The organism is Mycobacterium sp. ACS1612, assembly GCF_001667505.1.
In the GTDB taxonomy this organism is placed as follows: Bacteria; Actinomycetota; Actinomycetes; order Mycobacteriales; family Mycobacteriaceae; genus Mycobacterium.
In genome coordinates, this window is record NZ_LZHZ01000004.1 from 189,324 (window position 1) to 205,906 (window position 16,583).

A 16,583-nucleotide genomic window follows, 5' to 3' on the forward strand; every position below is an offset into this window, starting at 1 on the left:
GCACCGCGAAGCGTTACAGAAGCGAGTCACCATGTCATCGACACCCATCGCCGAGCAGCGGGCTCCTGTGGTCGAGATGTGTGATGTCAGCGTCAGCTTTCCCGGAGTGAAGGCACTCGACGGCGTGACGCTGCGATTGTTGCCTGGCGAGGTGCACGCCTTGATGGGTGAGAACGGCGCAGGGAAGTCGACTCTCATCAAGGCGCTCACCGGTGTCTATGACATAGATGGGGGCAGCATTGCCGTGGCGGGTGTTCCGTGCCGATTCTCTGGGCCGCGGCAGGCGCAAGAGGCCGGGATCAGCACGGTGTACCAGGAGGTCAACCTGTGCACCAATCTGACGGTCGCGGAGAACATTCTGCTGGGTCGCGAACCACGCCGATTTGGTCGCATCGACCATCGAGCGCTCAATGGTCGTGCCCGGGAGCTCCTATCGCACCTTGAACTCGACATCGACCCGCGGTCGACACTGGGCACGCATCCGGTCGCAGTCCAGCAACTCGTCGCGATCGCACGGGCCACCGCTGTTTCAGCACGTGTGCTGATCCTCGACGAGCCGACGTCGAGCCTGGACGCCGACGAGGTCGCCGAGTTGTTCAGGGTGATCCGGCAGTTGCGCGACAGCGGCACGGCGGTGCTCTTCGTTTCGCACTTTCTCGATCAGGTCTACGAGATCTCCGATCGAATGACGGTGCTGCGCAACGGGGAGCGGGTCGGCGAGTACCTGACCGCCGACTTCAATCGCCACCAGCTGGTCACCGCGATGCTCGGCAGGGAGCTCGATGTGCTCGACGAAATCGGCGATGCCCAGCCGGGCGCCCACCGCAACGACATCGCCGCACCGATTGTCAGCGCCGAGGCCGTCGGCCGTGCGCCACGGGTCCATCCCGTCAGCCTCGACATCTCCTCCGGGGAGGTGGTCGGGCTCGCGGGGCTACTCGGCTCTGGCCGAACGGAATTCGCGCGCCTGCTGTTCGGAGCGGACAGACCGACGAGCGGACAGATCAGCGTCAACGGTAAACCGGCGCGGCTGCGCTCGCCGCGGGCGGCGATCTGGCACGGTTTCGGGTTCACGTCAGAGGATCGCAAGCGTGAGGGAATCGTCGGCGATCTGAGCGTGCGGGACAACCTGGTGTTGGCGCTGCAAGCCCGACGGGGCTTCGCCAGGCCGCTGTCGGCGAAGGCCAAGACCAGGTTGGTCCGCGGGTACATGGACATGCTCGACATCCGCCCTCGGGACCCAAACGCGCTGATCAGAAACCTCAGTGGCGGCAATCAACAGAAGGTGCTGTTGGCGCGCTGGCTGATCACCCAGCCCAAGCTGCTCATTCTCGACGAGCCCACCCGCGGCATCGACGTCGGCGCCAAGGCCCAGATCCAAAAGCTCGTCACTGAACTGGCCGCCGACGGTATGGCCGTGCTGTTCATCTCGGCCGAACTCGACGAGGTCACCCGCATCAGCGATCGCATCGCGTTGATGCGCGATGGACACAACATCGCCCAGATCGACGGCGGCTGTCCGGTTTCGGAGCTCACCCGGCTTATCGCGAGCGGAGCCCAACAGTGACACGCCGTCTGTTGGCCTCGCCCCTCGCATGGCCGGTCCTGGCATTGATTGCACTGCTCGCCCTCAATGTCGTTCTCACACCGGCTTTCTTGACCATCCGGGTACAAGACGGCCACCTCTACGGCAGCTTGATCGACATCCTGCGCAACGGCGCACCGACCATGCTCGTCGCGCTGGGGATGACGCTCGTCATCGCATCTCGCGGTATCGACCTGTCGGTCGGCGCAGTGGTTGCCATCGCCGGGGCGCTGGCCTGCGCCCACATCGCATCGGCGCCGGACGGGAGCAGTGTGCTGGCCGTCACCACCGCGATGCTGATCGCGCTCGGCGTCGCCGTCGGGCTCGGGTTGTGGAACGGAATCCTGGTGTCGAGCTTCGGGATTCAACCGATCATCGCCACGCTGGTGCTGATGACCGCTGGTCGCGGCATCGCGCTGCTGGTCACGGGAGGCCAGATCGTCACCGTCAGCAGCGATCCGTTCAAAGTTCTCGGCGCCGGCTACGTCATGGGACTTCCGGTGGCGATCCTGGTCAGCCTGGCCGTGTTCGCCGTCGTCGGACTCGTCACGCGCCGCAGTGCGCTCGGCATGCTATTGGAGGCCATCGGCGTCAACCCCGAGGCCAGTCGGTTGGCCGGCGTGCGGAACCGGACGATCGTGTTCGCCGTCTACGTGTTCAGTGCGCTGTGCGCGGGCGTCGCCGGCTTGATGATCGCCTCCAACATCTCTGCCGCCGATGCCAACAACGCCGGGCTGTGGATCGAGATGGACGCGATCCTGGCGGTGGTGATCGGCGGCACATCACTGCTCGGTGGTCGCTTCAGCCTGACAGGAACGATTCTGGGCGCCTTGATCATCCAGACTTTGACCACCACGGTCTACACCGCGGGTATAACGCCGGAAACCACTCTGGTCTTCAAGGCGGTGGTCGTCATCGCCGTCTGCCTGATGCAAGCTCCGAAGTTCCGGCGACTGCTGCGGCGAGGCCGCGGTGAGGTAAAGCAACCCGCGGTGGCGGGCACCGAGGATGTCGCACCCGCAAGAGACACGGACAAGGTGGCGGCGTCGTGAGCACCCAGGTTCTGCGTCGCCGCCCCGTCGACATGTCCATGATGGCCGAACGTTTCCGGGGGCGGTATCTGTCCCCGGCCGCTTCCCTCGTCCTGTTTGTGGCACTCTTCGGCACTGTCGTCGTGCGCTATCAGTTCGCCAGCCCCGGCCAAGTGTTCCTGAACCTGCTCGTCGACAACGCGCACCTGATCGTGCTGGCGGTCGGGATGACGTTCGTGATCCTGACCGGCGGCATCGATCTGAGTGTCGGCTCCGTCGTCGCGCTGTCGACGGTGCTGCTGGCCAAAACCCTCCAATCCGGTTGGCCCGCCCCAATCGCGATGCTGACGGTGTTACTCGTCGGCACGGTGCTCGGGTTGTTGATGGGCACAATCATCGAACTGTTCGACGTTCAGCCGTTCATCGTCACCCTCGCTGGAATGTTTCTCGCCCGCGGGCTCTGCTACGTGATCAGCGTCGACACTCTGCCGATCAAGGACCCGTTGATGCGGGCGCTCGGCCTGAAATATCTGTACCTGTATGAAGACAAGTTCATCCGTTGGACCGTTGTCATCGCGCTGATCGTCGTAGCGGTGGCGGTATATGTACTGCACGAAACCCGCTTCGGGCGAACGTGTTACGCGATCGGCGGCAACCGGCAGTCGGCTCAGTTGATGGGCCTTGCCGCCGCGCGAACCCAAATCTCGGTGTACGTGATCAGTGGCTTCTGCGCCGCACTGGCCGGTTTGCTGCTGGGTGTGCAAAAGCTGTCCGGCTACAGCCTCAACGGCATCGGGCTCGAACTCGACGCAATCGCCGCTGCGGTGATCGGTGGCGTATTGCTCTCCGGTGGCGTCGGTTTCGTGCTTGGCTCGCTGATCGGTGTACTCGTGCTAGGCACCATCCAGGTGTTCGTCACCGCCGAGAATCTCGACTCTTACTGGACCAGGATCATGACCGGTCTACTGCTGTTGGTGTTCGTGCTGGTGCAGCGCGTGCTGGTGAGGAACACCCGGTGACGGCGGAGCCGACCCCGCGCCGCCCTGTGATGGCGGATGTCGCCAGGCTTGCCGGTGTCTCGCATCAGACCGTGTCACGTGTCATCAACGGCTCGACGAGCATCCGGCCCAGTACTCGCGAGCGGGTGGAACGCGCGATTGCCCACCTCGACTATCGTCCGAACACCGCCGCCCGCGCTCTGGTCACCAGACGATCCAAGACCATCGGGATCATTGGCAGCAACACCGCCCTCTACGGACCGACCAGCATCCAGTTCTCGATCCAGGACGCCGCAAGGGCCGCGGGTTACTTCACCAGCCTGGTGACGCTCGCCGCGGTCACACACGACGAATTACGCGGTGCACTCGACTATCTCGGTCGCCAATCGGTGGAGGCGATCGTCATGATCGTCACGCAACAGGACGCGCTTGCCGTCGTACGCTCGGAGGCCGTCACCATCCCGCTGATCGTCGTCGAGGGTGAACTGACCGGTCGTGGCCTCAGCGTTGGTGTCGACCAAACCGAAGGCGCCCGATTGGCGACACGCCATCTGGTGGATCGCGGCCACCGCGACATCGTTCATGTGAGTGGCCCCCTGACGTGGACCGAGGCACGTGCCCGTCGCGCCGGCTACATCGAGGTCATGCAGGCAGCGCGTCTGCCGGTCCGGGCCGACCTCGAGGGTGACTGGAGTCCGGAGCGTGGCTATGAGATCGGCCGAGAGTTGGCCCGTTACCAGGACTTCTCCGCCGTCTTCGTCGCCAACGACCAGATGGCGATCGGCATCCTGCATGCGTTCGCAGAAGCCGGCATCGCTGTACCCGACGACGTCAGCCTGGTCGGCTTCGATGACGTTCCCGAGGCGGCTTTACTGAATCCGGCGCTGAGCACGGTAAGACAGGACTTCCACGCGGTTGGGCAGCGCGCGATCGAACTGCTGACTGCCGTGCTCGACGGAGTCACTGCCTCGACACCGCTACTCGCTCCCGAGCTCGTCGTTCGCGCAAGCACCCGCCCGCACACCGAAACCAAGTGAGGACCGAGATGTCCCGTCAGAAATACACCGTCGGAATCGATTTCGGCACGCTGTCCGGACGCGCCGTCGTAGTGCGAGTCGACGACGGCAAGGAAATGGGCAGTGCGCTGCACGACTACGAACACGGTGTGCTGACGCAATCCCTCCCGATCGGCACGACCCGATTGCCCGCCGAGTGGGCGCTTCAAGTACCGGAAGACTACCGCCAGGTGCTCAAACAGGCTGTCCCTGAGGCTATTCGGCAAGCCGGGATCGATGCCGATGACGTCATCGGAATAGGCACCGACTTCACCGCATGCACCATGGTTCCTGTGCTAGCGGACGGCACGCCGTTGTCGGAGACATCGGCCTTCGCTGACCGGCCGCACGCATACGCGAAATTGTGGCGACACCATTCCTCCCAGCCACAGGCGGATCGGATCAACGCGCTCGCCGCGGACCGGAAGGAACCGTGGCTGCGCCGATATGGCGGCTTCATCTCCAGCGAATGGGAGTTCGCGAAGGCGTTGCAGATCCTCGAAGAGGACCCCGCGGTCTACCACGCGATCGACCGATGGGTGGAGGCCGCGGACTGGATCGTGTGGCAGCTGTGCGGGATCTACGTACGCAACGCATGCAGTGCCGGTTACAAGGGCATCCTCCAGGACGGGCACTACCCGGCCAGGGATTTCCTGGCGGAATTGCATCCCGAGTTCGCCGACTTCGTCGACACCAAATTGGACCAGCCCATCGGCGCGCTCGGTGCGGCCGCGGGCACCCTGACCGCGGAAGCCGCCGGGTGGACCGGGCTACCAGCAGGCATACCGGTCGCTGTCGGCAACATCGACGCGCACGTCACGGCGGCTGCAGCCGATTCCCTCGAACCCGGCCAACTGCTGGCGATCATGGGCACGTCGACCTGTCACGTGTTGAATTCGAATGTCCTGCAGGATGTTCCCGGCATGTGCGGCGTCGTCGACGGCGGCATCGTCGCCGGATACTGGGGATACGAAGCGGGCCAGTCCGGCGTCGGCGACATCTTTGCCTGGTTCATCGACAACTGCGTTCCGCCGTCCGTTCACCAGCAGGCGCAGGCCCGCAACATCTCCGTCCACGACCTGCTCACCGAGCTGGCCGCCGGACAGCGGGTCGGCGAGCACGGCCTCGTCGCCCTCGATTGGCACAGCGGCAATCGGTCGGTGCTCGTCGACCATCAGCTCTCGGGCGTGATCGTCGGACAGACGTTGGCCACCACGTGTGCGGACATCTACCGGGCGCTTCTGGAGGCGACGGCCTTCGGCACCCGGATGATCGTCGAGACGTTCATCAACAGCGGTGTCCCCGTCAACGAACTCGTCGTCGGAGGCGGCCTCCTGAAGAACCGGCTGCTGATGCAGATCTACACCGACGTCGTGGGATTGCCCCTGTCGACCGTTGATTCGGACCAGGCGCCCGCGCTGGGCGCGGCGATCCATGCCGCCGCGGCTGCGGGCGCCTACCAGGACGTGCCAGCCGCAGCCAAACAGATGGGCGGGCGCACCCGCAACGCCTACACACCGATCCCCGACCACGCCGCGCGGTACAACGCGCTGTACGCCGAGTACGTCAAGCTCCACGACTGGTTCGGCCGCGGCAACCCGATGATGCGAACGCTGCGCGCGATATCCGCCGACGCACGAGCCGAGGAAGACAAATGACCGTCACATCCGACGTCCACACGACCGTCGCGGATCTCCGCCGCGAGGTCTGCGCACTGCATGCGCAGCTGACCAAGTATCAGTTGGTGATCTGGACCGCTGGCAACGTCTCGGCCCGCGTACCGGGACACGACCTGATGGTGATCAAGCCGTCCGGTGTCGACTACGACGCACTGAAGCCCGACGACATGGTGGTATGCGACCTGTACGGCAATCTGGTGGACGGCGAGTTCGCTCCGTCGTCCGACACCGCGGCGCACGCCTACGTCTACCGAAACATGCCGGAGGTCGGCGGAGTCGTGCACACCCACTCCACGTATGCCACCGCATGGGCGGCACGGGGTGAGCCCATTCCTTGCGTGCTGACGATGATCGCGGACGAGTTCGGCGGCGACATACCGATCGGGCCGTTCGCCCTGATCGGCGATGACTCGATCGGCCGCGGAATCGTTGAGACGTTGCGGGACAGCCGTTCTCCGGCTGTGCTGATGCGCAACCATGGACCGTTCACCGTAGCCGCCAACGCCCGCTTGGCCGTCAAGGCGGCCGTCATGGTCGAGGACGTCGCGCGCACTGTGCACATCGGACGGCAGCTCGGCACGCTCGACCGCATCGACGACCGGGACATCAACGCGTTGTTCGACCGATACCAGAACGTGTACGGCCAGCAGGCCGTGGCAGAGGAAGGCTCACCACGATGATCGACTCACGGATGGTCGGCGGCGAAGTGTGGTTCGTCACCGGCAGCCAGGCGATGTACGGCCAGGACACCCTTGACCAGGTTGCCGACCAATCGCGTCAGCTCGCCGAACAGCTCGATGCGTGCTCCGAGATTCCGGTGAAGATCGTGTGGGTGCCGACGGTCGTCACCTCAGACAACATCGCGGCGGTGATTCGCCGGGCCAACGACAACGCTCATTGCGTCGGCGTGATCGCGTGGATGCACACGTTCTCCCCGGCGAAGATGTGGATCCGAGGCCTGAAAGCGCTGCAGAAACCGCTGCTGCATCTGCACACCCAGTTCGGTGTCGAGTTGCCATGGGACAGCATCGATATGGACTTCATGAACCTGAACCAGGCCGCGCATGGCGACCGGGAGTTCGGCTACATCCAGACACGGCTGTCGACCGCGCGCAAGACCGTCGCCGGGCATGTCAGTGATCTGCGCACCCGGTCACGTATCGGCGCGTGGACGCGCGCCGCGCTCGCCAACGCCGAACTCGCGACCCTGCGGGTGGCACGGTTCGGCGACAACATGCGCAATGTCGCGGTCACCGAGGGTGACAAAATCGAGGCCGAAGCGCATTTCGGCGCGTCGATCAACACCTATCCGGTCAACGACCTGGTCGAAGTGGTCGAGCGCGTGCCCATGAGCGAAGTCGACAAGTTGGTCCGCGAATACGAGCACGCCTATCGCTTGGCACCCGAGTTGCGGCCAGGCGGCGAGCGTCACCCGTCGCTTCGAATCGGCGCACAGATCGAAGCCGGACTGCGAAAGTTCCTGGAAACTGGTGGGTTTCGTGCCTTCACGACCAATTTCGAGGACCTGGGCGGGTTGCGCCAGTTGCCGGGCCTCGCTGTGCAGCGGCTGATGGCCGACGGATACGGCTTCGGCGCCGAAGGCGATTGGAAGACCGCGGTCATGCTACGGGCGGTGAAGGTGATGGCCGAAGGACTGCCCGGCGGTACGTCGTTCATGGAGGACTACACCTACGACCTGACAGCCGGCGCGGAACGCGTCCTCGGCGCCCACATGCTGGAAGTGTGCCCGTCCATCGCCGACGGTGTGCCGTCGCTGGAAGTGCATCCGTTGTCGATCGGCGGCCGCGAGGATCCCGTCCGGTTGCGTTTCACCGCGGCGCCTTCGGACGCGGTGATCCTGGGCATCAGCGACGTCGGCTCCCGATTCCGTCTGGTGGCCAACGAGGTTCGAGTGGTCGAGCCCAACGCACCGTTACCGAAGTTGCCTGTCGCATGCGCGGTCTGGGAGCCGCGCCCGAATTGGTCCGTCGCCGCGGAGGCATGGCTGATCGCGGGCGCGCCCCACCACACCGTGCTCACCACAGCGGTCGGAACGGAGATGCTCGAGGACTTTGCCGCGATGACGAGTACCGAATTGCTGGTGATCGATTCCGACACCACCGTGCGCGGCTTCCTTCGTGAGCTCAAGTGGAACGACGTGTACCACCACGCCGCGGCGGGACTCTGACCGCAGTGGGTCTCGGTCAGCGCGTCAGCCGGTCGATTCCCTTGTTGACCAACCCGAATGTGATCCGCTTTGCGCGGCGGCCCACATCGCCGACAAGCCGTCGTGACGCGGTGGCAGGCCGTAGTGCCACGTCGTCACCGACCCGAACACTGCCTGCGGCGTCAACCCAGCAGTAGACGCCGAGGCAGCGTTCGGCGCGCGTGGCCACGGCCTTGGTGATGCGCCGGTCGACTGCGAACCCCGGTTGCGCGCGGCTGGGAACCACGCACCGGATCGTCGGCATCGCCACGTTGAGGACCGCGCCACCGAGTGCGAGATGCGCTCCGGTCCAATGTGATTCCGGTAGACCGTCGTCGGGGTCAGCCACCTTCAGGAGCACATTGGGGCGAAAACGCCGCACATCCAGATCAGTTCCGAGTTCGGAGCCGATGGTGGCCAGGCTAGTCGTGGTCAACACGTGCACCGGAGCCAGGTCGACAAACATGCCCGGAGGTGTCGAGTAGCGGGTGAAGTTGACCATGTCGGAGACTCGCATCATCGACAGATCCGGCAGCTTCTCGTCATCCGAAAGCCCGAAGGCGGCTCGCAACCATGAGGCCGACATGGTTGCAGAGCGTTCCCTGCGACTCAACTTGTGCAGGCTGGTGTCCGGCGGCAGTGCGGTCAACGCGACCTCGCGGTCGACCAGTTCGGACAGTTTGGTGTGCACGGCGTGATCGCTGCTCGATACCGCCGTGCCGTCCGGGAAGGTGATCTCCACTTCGGGGACGTTTCCCGGTCCTGCCTCTGGCGGAACAGCGTCGACATACCTGGCGGTCGCGGTCAGCAGCGCGGGCAGCTGCCTTGCCGACGCTGTGACGTCCTTCTCGACATCCCGGACGGCCCAGAGCCGGTCACCGAGGACTCCCCTGGCGCCGACCTCGGCCTGCTCGATCCGGGCGCCGCCCAGCGACTTGACGGGATAGCGCCACAGTTCGGCGACTTGGCCCAGGGGCATGGCGCCACGGTACGGCGCGCTACTCGGAAACGGGCCGCATTCCGGTCATGTAGCGGCGGGCCAGGTCCTGATAGGCCCCGGGGTTGGTGTCCACCCACATCTGAGCGCCGGTGCCCGCGACCGGCCCGCGCACCTTCGCCGGAGCGCCGGTCACCAGCACCTCGTCGGGAATCTTGGTGCCGCCGACCACCAGTGAATGCGCGGCGATCAGGCTGCGAGCACCGATGACCGCGCCGTCGAGAACCGTGCAGTGGTTGGCGAGCACCGCCTGAGCGCCGATGTGCACGCCGTGCACCACGCACCCGTGGGCGACCGTGGCGCCGGGGCCGACGTCGACAGGGATGCCCGGCGGCGCGTGCAGCACGCAGCAGTCCTGTACGTTCGCGCCTTCGCGGACGATGATCGGCGCGAAGTCGGCGCGGATGACCGCGTTGAACCACACGGACGCGCCTGCCTCGACGTGGACGTCGCCGACGAGCGTCGCGGTGGGGGCGATGAACGCGCCTGGATCGACGGTCGGCGATCGGCCCTCGAATGAGTACAACGGCATCGTCTAGATATACCGCAGGTAACCCAGCGACGAGCGCTTGCGGGTGGGGCCGATCAACCGCGTCGATTGCGCGCCACGGGGCAAAAACTGTAACGTGTTCTAGTTAGAGAGCACAGATTGGGAGACCAGAGGTGACCACCGAAACCGCAGGCATTCGCGAAATCGACGCCGGCACGCTGCCGGACAGGTACGCGCGTGGCTGGCACTGCCTAGGCCCGGTCCAGGACTACCTGGACGGCAAACCGCACGGCATCGAGATTTTCGGCACCATGTTGGTGGTCTTCGCCGATTCGCATGGCGACGTCAAAGTGCTCGACGGCTACTGCCGCCATATGGGCGGCAACCTGGCGCATGGCACCATCAAGGGCGACGAGGTCGCCTGCCCGTTCCATGACTGGCGCTGGGGCGGCGACGGCAAGTGCAAGCTCGTGCCCTACGCCAAGCGCACCCCGCGGTTGGCCCGCACCCGGTCGTGGACCACCGACGTGCGCGGCGGCCTGCTGTTCGTCTGGCATGACCAGGAGGGCAACCCGCCGCAGCCGGAGGTGCGCATCCCGGATATCCCGGAGGCTGCCAGCGACGAATGGACCGACTGGAAGTGGAACTCGATTCTGATCGAGGGTTCCAACTGCCGCGACATCATCGACAACGTCACCGATATGGCGCACTTCTTCTACATTCATTTCGGTCTTCCGACGTACTTCAAGAACGTGTTCGAGGGTCACATCGCGTCGCAGTACCTGCACAACGTCGGCCGCCCGGATGTCAACGACATGGGCACCACTTACGGTGAGGCGCACCTGGATTCGGAGGCGTCCTACTTCGGTCCGTCGTTCATGATCAACTGGTTGCACAACAGCTACGGCGGCTTCAAAGCCGAGTCGATCCTGATCAACTGCCACTACCCGGTCACCCAGAACTCGTTCATGCTGCAATGGGGTGTGATCGTGGAGAAGCCGAAGGGGTTGGACGAGGCCACCACCGAGAAGCTGGCGACGGTGTTCACCGAAGGGGTCAGCAAGGGCTTCCTGCAGGACGTCGAGATCTGGAAGCACAAGACTCGCATCGAGAATCCGCTGCTCGTCGAGGAAGACGGCGCGGTCTATCAGATGCGCCGGTGGTATCAGCAGTTCTATGTGGACGTCGCGGACGTGACGCCCGACATGACCGACCGGTTCGAGATCGAAATCGACACCACCGCCGCCAACGAGAAGTGGCACGTCGAGGTCGAAGAGAACCTCAAACAGCAGGCCGCCGAGAAGGAAAAGACCGGCTCGTAGATGACCGCGCGCGATGACGCCCCTGACGTCGACCAACTGGCGCGGTCGATGCTGGAGCTCTACGGGGCGCACGATGACGACGAGCACGGTGCACGGGCGGACACCGGCGCGCGAAAGTCTCCGGGCGCACCGAATTTCGCCTCGGATCCGCACCGTGCCGCGGCGGTGCGGGAGGCCACCAGGCGTGACCGAGAGCGTTATCTGACGTCCGGGCTGGTGTCCGTCGACTGCCGATTCTGTCACGTCGCGGTGCAGGTCAAAAAGCTAGGTCCCGGCCACACGTCGGTGCAGTGGAACACGGAAGCATCGCAGCGGTGCGCGTACTTCGCCGAAATCCGGCAGTCCGGCGGCCAGTCCGCTCGAGCCAAGTCATGCCCGAAGCTCGCCGACAGCATCAGGCACGCGGTGGCCGAAGGGTGTCTAGAGGAAATGTCCAGTGCCCCTTCGCCGGGCGACGGCTAGCCTGCTGATCAGCCTTGCCGTCGCGGGCTGCGACCGAAACGTCGAGGCGCCCACGCCGCGGCCGGAACGGCCGGTGGCACCGATCACCGCGCTGCAGGTCGAAGATCTGTTGAGCGACAAGGTCCAGGACAGGGACGGCAACTTGTTCGTCGCTGTCGAACCGCAGGAGTGCAGCGGGATGTCGCGAGAGGTCGATCCGCCACTGATCTTCGATCTGGATCCGGCGGCGACCGACGGCGGGCATTGGGTGGACACCAACGACAGCAGGGACGTCGTGATCGACGAGGCGGCGGGCGTCTACCACGCCGGCTTCGACCCCAAGCAGGCGCTCGGGCAGACCGAGCGCACCATCGAAGCCTGCCGCGGTGTGCCGTTCACCGTCACCGATATGCGCGGCCGCGAGTACCACTTCCATCTGCTACCGCAAGTGAATTCGGGCTCGCCCGATATCGTGCTCTACTCGTTCCAGGCACCGGACTGGGCGTGTGACAACGCGTTCGTCGCCGCACACAACGCGGCCGTGCGGATCTCGACGTGCGCGGCGGTCAACGGCTATGACGTGCTGTCGCTGGCTCAGGATGCGCTCAAACGCATTGAGAAATTGGCCAATACGACGGCCTGAGCACTCACAGCCCTTTGAACCGCTCCTTGACCTGTTCGTCGGTCAGACCGTAGTCGGCCAGTGAGTAGGTGTGTTTGGGCGCGCGGGGCCCTTTCTTGCTCTCGGCATGGGTGTCTTCTGCCGCCGTCGTCGCCTCGTCGGTGAACGCGATGCCGAAGTGGCGGTAGATCCTCTCGAGTTCGCGGAGCGGGTCGGCGATGAAGTCGGAATAGTCCATATCGTAGAACTGAGCCGAATCATGTTTGGCACGTTCGGTGTTGAACAACTCGAGGCCGCGTGACCAGGTCTCCAGCGCATCGGCACCGATAACTTCACCGACGAATGTCGTCGACCATCCCTCCGTGGTGTGCTGCGCCAACGAACACATCGACGCCATGATCGTCTCCGCGGGTCGGTGACATTGGATCACCAGAGCGTCGGGATACGTGGCGAACAACGCGTCAAGGGCGAACAGGTGGCTCGGGTTCTTCAACACCCACCGCTTCTCCGCCTCGTTCAACCCGATCAACTGCAGGTTCTTGCGGTGCCGCTGATACGGCCGCGTCCAGTCCTGCCGGGACAGCCATTGAGAGTAGGTCGGGATGTGCGCGAGCGTTTCGTAAGACACCGAGTGCAGCGACTGGCGTAGCAGCTGCCAGCACTCCTCGACGTCGTCCGCGGTCATGTAGTGCAGACCCGTGTAGTCCGGGTTCTCCTCATGAGCCTTCTTGAACCGGGCATCCAGCTCGGCGAAAATCGGATTTTGCGGCCAGGTTTCGCGCGGCGGACGCGGTTGCGGGAACTCCGCGAGCCACAGCTCCAGGCCCTGATGCCCCGGGTCGGCGGCCAGCAACCGGTGCAGCGCGGTGGTGCCGGTGCGCGGCAGGCCCGTGACGAAGATCGGTCGCTCGATGGCGACGTCAGCGTGTTGTGGATGCTGTTTGAACGCCGCCTCGGACACCAGCCTGGCCACCAACGCGTTACGCACGAAGAACCGCTGCATCTTGCTGCCGAACTCGGTCAGGTCGGCATCGCGCGCGTACGAGTCGAGTAGCACACCGAGCGCTTCGCGGTAGTTGTCGTCGTCGGCACCGAAATCGTCTAGGCCACAAGCCTTTGTGGCCGAAGCGTGCAACTCCTCGACGGTGCCGACGTCTGTCCGGGTGGTCATCTAGGCCTTGTACTCCCCGCAGTTGACATCCAGCGTCTGACCGGTGACACCGCTGGACAAGTCGCTGGCCATGAACAGGATGGCCGAGGCCACCTCGTCCTCGGTGGGCAGCCGCTTCAGGTCGCTGTTGACTGCGGCGGCCTTATAGATCTCGTCGACGGTCGTACCGTACTTGTTCGCCTGGTGTTCGAAGTATCCCTTCAGCGTCCCGCCCCAAATATAGCCGGGGAGCACCGAATTCACTCGAACGCCTTGGGGGCCGAGCTCACTGGCCAGCGACTGCGACATGGCCAACAGCGCTGACTTCGCCATCTTGTACGCACCCTGCTTCGGGTCGGAATGACGCACCACCATCGAATTGACGTTCACCACCGATCCCTTAGCCTCGGTCAAGGCGGGCGTGAAGCCCTGGATCAACCGCAGCGCGCCAAGGACGGTGAGCTCGAAGGTATCCCTGATGTGGTCGAACGTGGTGTTGGCGAACGGCTTCATCGACGGCACCTTGAACGCGTTGTTGATCAGCACATCTACCTTGCCGTAGGCCTCGAGCGTCTGCTCGACGAGGTGGTTCACCTGCGCTTCGTCGGTGATGTCTGTCCCGACCGACACCGCCCGCCTGCCCAGATCGGTGATCTGCTTGGCTACGTCCTCCAGTCGTTCCACCGTGCGGGCGGCCAGCACCAGATCGGCGCCCGCCTCCGCACAGCGCCGCGCGAGGGTGGTGCCGAGCGCTGGACCGACCCCGCTGATCACCACGACCTTGTTGTCCAGTAAGCCAGCCATCGTCTACCCCACCATCCTGTGTCCAATTTGCTCCTGACGCTGGGCGATTCGCGCACGCCAGTCCTGTTCGGAGATCTTGTTCTGCTCGTAGTAGGGCAACGCCCCCGGGACCTCGTCGAAGTCGACCACCTCGGCGGTCGGCCCGTCTTCGGCTGTCAGTTCGCGCGGCACCCGCTGCCACCGGAACTGCAGGTAGCCCTTGGCGTGGCCCAGCGTCTCCACCCAGTTGGTGATGCCCGGGTTGCGATCGGCGACGACGATCCGGATCTTTCCGTCCGGATCAGCCTGCGCCTGAGTGCCGTTCAGCGAGGTCTGGTGGTTGATGTAGTCCAGCGAGATGTACCACAGGCTGCCCAGCTGGAAACCGAGATAGGGTGCATCGGGCACTGGGAGCGTGATGACCATGGCCTGGTCCGGCGCCAGGTCGAAATGCCCGACGGACGAGTACTGGGTGGCCAGTCCGCCGGGGGTGAGCCTGGGCGCCACCAACGTGTTGACGGGGATGTTGGTGTAGAACCACTGCGGGAACTGCAGCCAGGTCTTGACGCGCTGCACCAGCTGCTTTCCCGCTGTGGCGTAACGCTTTTCGATCAACTCGCGAGTAAGCGACGGGGGTGCGGTGCCTGCGGTGTCGAGTCGCTTGATGGCAAAGGACCCACGCTGCGCCGACCAGTCGTTGTAGACCTCCCTGATCACCAATTGCGACGGCGTCTCGGGGCGGAACCGCCATTCGAATGTGCCGTCGGGCGTAATGTCGAGTTTCCGGTCGTCGAAGGCGGTTTCGCTGTCGGGCACCACCTTGTCGGTGTACTCACCGCCGAGCAGTTGGAAGCTGACGTCGGTGGTGGTGCCGCGCTTCCCGGTGACGACGTAGTCGTGGCCGGGCAGCACCCGGGTGCCGAAGTACAGCGTGTCGGGATTGTCGAGTCCCATCTTGGTGAACGGGCCGGTCCCGCTGTGCAGGAACGGGTGGTCGCGGTCGTAGTCGAACGCGACGTGTGTGCATGCCGCGATGCAGCCCGCCAGATACTGCAGACCCTCCAGGAGGTCGGCTTCGGATTCGATGTGCGGGGCCTCGGCGACCAGTCGCTCGGCTTCGGCGATCGCGTCGTTCAATGGCTGTGAGAACACGTACTCGAAACTAGAACGCGTTCTACCTATAGTCAATATATCGACCGAGTCGGTACACATATGGAACGGACGGTTACCCTAGTGCTGTGCCTGTCCCCGGGTCCACCAGCCGCGCGTCACCACCGACCGACCGGGTGGTCCGCATCCTGGACTTCCTGGCCGCGCACCCGGACGAGCGGTTCGGCCTCTCCGATCTCGCCCGCAGGCTCGGACTGAGCAAGCCGACATGCCTGGGTATCGTCACCTCACTGACCGAGGCGGGCTACCTGGTGCGCGACGCATACGACAAGACCTACCGGCTCGGCCCGTCGCTGATCACGCTCGGTCACAAGGCGCAGGAGTCGATGCGGGTCAGCCCGGCAGCCCGGGACGAGTTGCGGCGTCTTTCGGCACGGTTCGGCGTCACCGCCGCCTTGTCGGGCGTGATCGATGACCGCATCACGCTGCTCGAATTGGTCGCGCCGCCCGGCGCCAGACCCGGTGTCGAGGTGGGGCAGAGTTATCCCTTCGCTCCCCCGGTCGGGTTGATGTTCGTGCTGTGGGACGACGAGGCCGAACGCGATTGGCTTGCAAAGGAACCGACGCTGCCGCTGAGGACGAACAGCGACCGGATGAACCGGGTGATCGCGGCGTGCCGCGCCGACGGCTACCTCGTGGAGCGCCTGACGCCGGGTGGGCGACGACTGTACTCACTGATGGCCGGCGTGTCGAACAACCTGCCCGACGAACTGCGCGCGCTGCTCGGCGAATTGGTCTCCGACATCGGCGAACGGGTCTACCTGCGCGACGAGAACAACACGCGCGGCAGGGCACGCCATGACATCAGCGTGATCTCCGCTCCCGTCTTCGACCACTATCAACGCCAGGTGATGGTGGCATCCATGCACATTGGAAAGCCTTTGACGGACAACGAAATCGGTGAGCGCGCACGTGCGCTGGTGGACACGGCCGATGTGGTCACCAAACAGTTGGGCGGGGTCAAGCCCACTCGCTGAGTGTTTGGCACCGCCGCGCCACGGGTACGCCAGTGAGGCGTTGGGGGGTCTTCACATGAACGACAAGTCGTAGTTGG

16 protein-coding genes are annotated in these 16,583 nt (G+C 64.6%); 11 read left to right on the plus strand and 5 right to left on the minus strand.

Translation table 11 applies throughout. The features are described from left to right. Positions 1-31: 31 nt before the first annotated feature. Genes A5724_RS02155 through araA form a run of 7 tightly spaced genes read left to right on the plus strand, consistent with a single transcriptional unit; the run spans position 32 to position 8,536 of the window. A complete protein-coding gene (locus A5724_RS02155; RefSeq protein WP_067795420.1) occupies positions 32-1,567 on the plus strand; it encodes a sugar ABC transporter ATP-binding protein in 1,536 nt (511 codons plus the stop codon). Then, a complete protein-coding gene (locus A5724_RS02160) occupies positions 1,564-2,637 on the plus strand; it encodes an ABC transporter permease (protein ID WP_067795423.1) in 1,074 nt (357 codons plus the stop codon). The genes A5724_RS02155 and A5724_RS02160 overlap by 4 nt, the downstream gene beginning before the upstream one ends. Then, complete coding sequence (locus A5724_RS02165) at positions 2,634-3,635, plus strand: sugar ABC transporter permease YjfF (RefSeq protein WP_232004667.1); 1,002 nt, start codon at positions 2,634-2,636, stop codon at positions 3,633-3,635. The genes A5724_RS02160 and A5724_RS02165 overlap by 4 nt, the downstream gene beginning before the upstream one ends. Further along, positions 3,632-4,651, plus strand: a complete 1,020-nt coding sequence (locus tag A5724_RS02170; RefSeq protein ID WP_232004668.1) for a LacI family DNA-binding transcriptional regulator — start codon at positions 3,632-3,634, stop codon at positions 4,649-4,651. Before A5724_RS02165 ends, A5724_RS02170 begins: the two co-directional genes overlap by 4 nt. Positions 4,652-4,659: 8 nt before the next feature. Further along, positions 4,660-6,327 (plus strand): ribulokinase, encoded by a 1,668-nt coding sequence (gene araB, locus A5724_RS02175; protein ID WP_067795726.1) that lies wholly within the window; start codon positions 4,660-4,662, stop codon positions 6,325-6,327. Continuing rightward, a complete protein-coding gene (locus A5724_RS02180; protein ID WP_067795430.1) occupies positions 6,324-7,028 on the plus strand; it encodes an L-ribulose-5-phosphate 4-epimerase in 705 nt (234 codons plus the stop codon). The genes araB and A5724_RS02180 overlap by 4 nt, the downstream gene beginning before the upstream one ends. After that, complete coding sequence (gene araA, locus A5724_RS02185; RefSeq protein ID WP_067795433.1) at positions 7,025-8,536, plus strand: L-arabinose isomerase; 1,512 nt, start codon at positions 7,025-7,027, stop codon at positions 8,534-8,536. The genes A5724_RS02180 and araA overlap by 4 nt, the downstream gene beginning before the upstream one ends. A 16-nt stretch (positions 8,537-8,552) precedes the next feature. Here araA and A5724_RS02190 read toward each other — a convergent pair whose 3' ends face one another. Both A5724_RS02190 and A5724_RS02195 read right to left on the minus strand, forming a co-directional pair. After that, a complete protein-coding gene (locus A5724_RS02190) occupies positions 8,553-9,533 on the minus strand; it encodes an MOSC domain-containing protein (protein WP_197518515.1) in 981 nt (326 codons plus the stop codon). A gap of 19 nt (positions 9,534-9,552) precedes the next feature. After that, a complete protein-coding gene (locus A5724_RS02195; protein ID WP_067795436.1) occupies positions 9,553-10,083 on the minus strand; it encodes a gamma carbonic anhydrase family protein in 531 nt (176 codons plus the stop codon). Positions 10,084-10,214: 131 nt separating this feature from the next. On the opposite strand from A5724_RS02195, the gene A5724_RS02200 reads away from it, so the two are divergent. Genes A5724_RS02200 through A5724_RS02210 form a run of 3 tightly spaced genes read left to right on the plus strand, consistent with a single transcriptional unit; the run spans position 10,215 to position 12,447 of the window. Then, complete coding sequence (locus tag A5724_RS02200; RefSeq protein WP_067795438.1) at positions 10,215-11,363, plus strand: Rieske 2Fe-2S domain-containing protein; 1,149 nt, start codon at positions 10,215-10,217, stop codon at positions 11,361-11,363. Next, on the plus strand, positions 11,364-11,825 hold the full coding sequence (locus A5724_RS02205; protein ID WP_067795441.1) for a hypothetical protein: 462 nt from the start codon (positions 11,364-11,366) through the stop codon (positions 11,823-11,825). Next, on the plus strand, positions 11,800-12,447 hold the full coding sequence (locus tag A5724_RS02210; protein WP_082964801.1) for a sensor domain-containing protein: 648 nt from the start codon (positions 11,800-11,802) through the stop codon (positions 12,445-12,447). The genes A5724_RS02205 and A5724_RS02210 overlap by 26 nt, the downstream gene beginning before the upstream one ends. A 4-nt stretch (positions 12,448-12,451) precedes the next feature. Here the strand turns inward: A5724_RS02210 and A5724_RS02215 are convergent, their stop codons facing one another. Genes A5724_RS02215 through A5724_RS02225 form a run of 3 tightly spaced genes read right to left on the minus strand, consistent with a single transcriptional unit; the run spans position 12,452 to position 15,511 of the window. Then, on the minus strand, positions 12,452-13,597 hold the full coding sequence (locus A5724_RS02215; RefSeq protein ID WP_067795443.1) for a sulfotransferase: 1,146 nt from the start codon (positions 13,595-13,597) through the stop codon (positions 12,452-12,454). Next, on the minus strand, positions 13,598-14,380 hold the full coding sequence (locus A5724_RS02220) for an SDR family oxidoreductase (RefSeq protein ID WP_067795446.1): 783 nt from the start codon (positions 14,378-14,380) through the stop codon (positions 13,598-13,600). Between the two features lie 3 nt (positions 14,381-14,383). Then, positions 14,384-15,511, minus strand: coding sequence for a hypothetical protein (locus tag A5724_RS02225; RefSeq protein ID WP_067795448.1), 1,128 nt, complete (start codon positions 15,509-15,511; stop codon positions 14,384-14,386). Between the two features lie 86 nt (positions 15,512-15,597). Between A5724_RS02225 and A5724_RS02230 the strand changes: the two genes are divergently transcribed. Beyond that, complete coding sequence (locus tag A5724_RS02230; protein WP_067795450.1) at positions 15,598-16,506, plus strand: IclR family transcriptional regulator; 909 nt, start codon at positions 15,598-15,600, stop codon at positions 16,504-16,506. Positions 16,507-16,583: the final 77 nt, after the last annotated feature.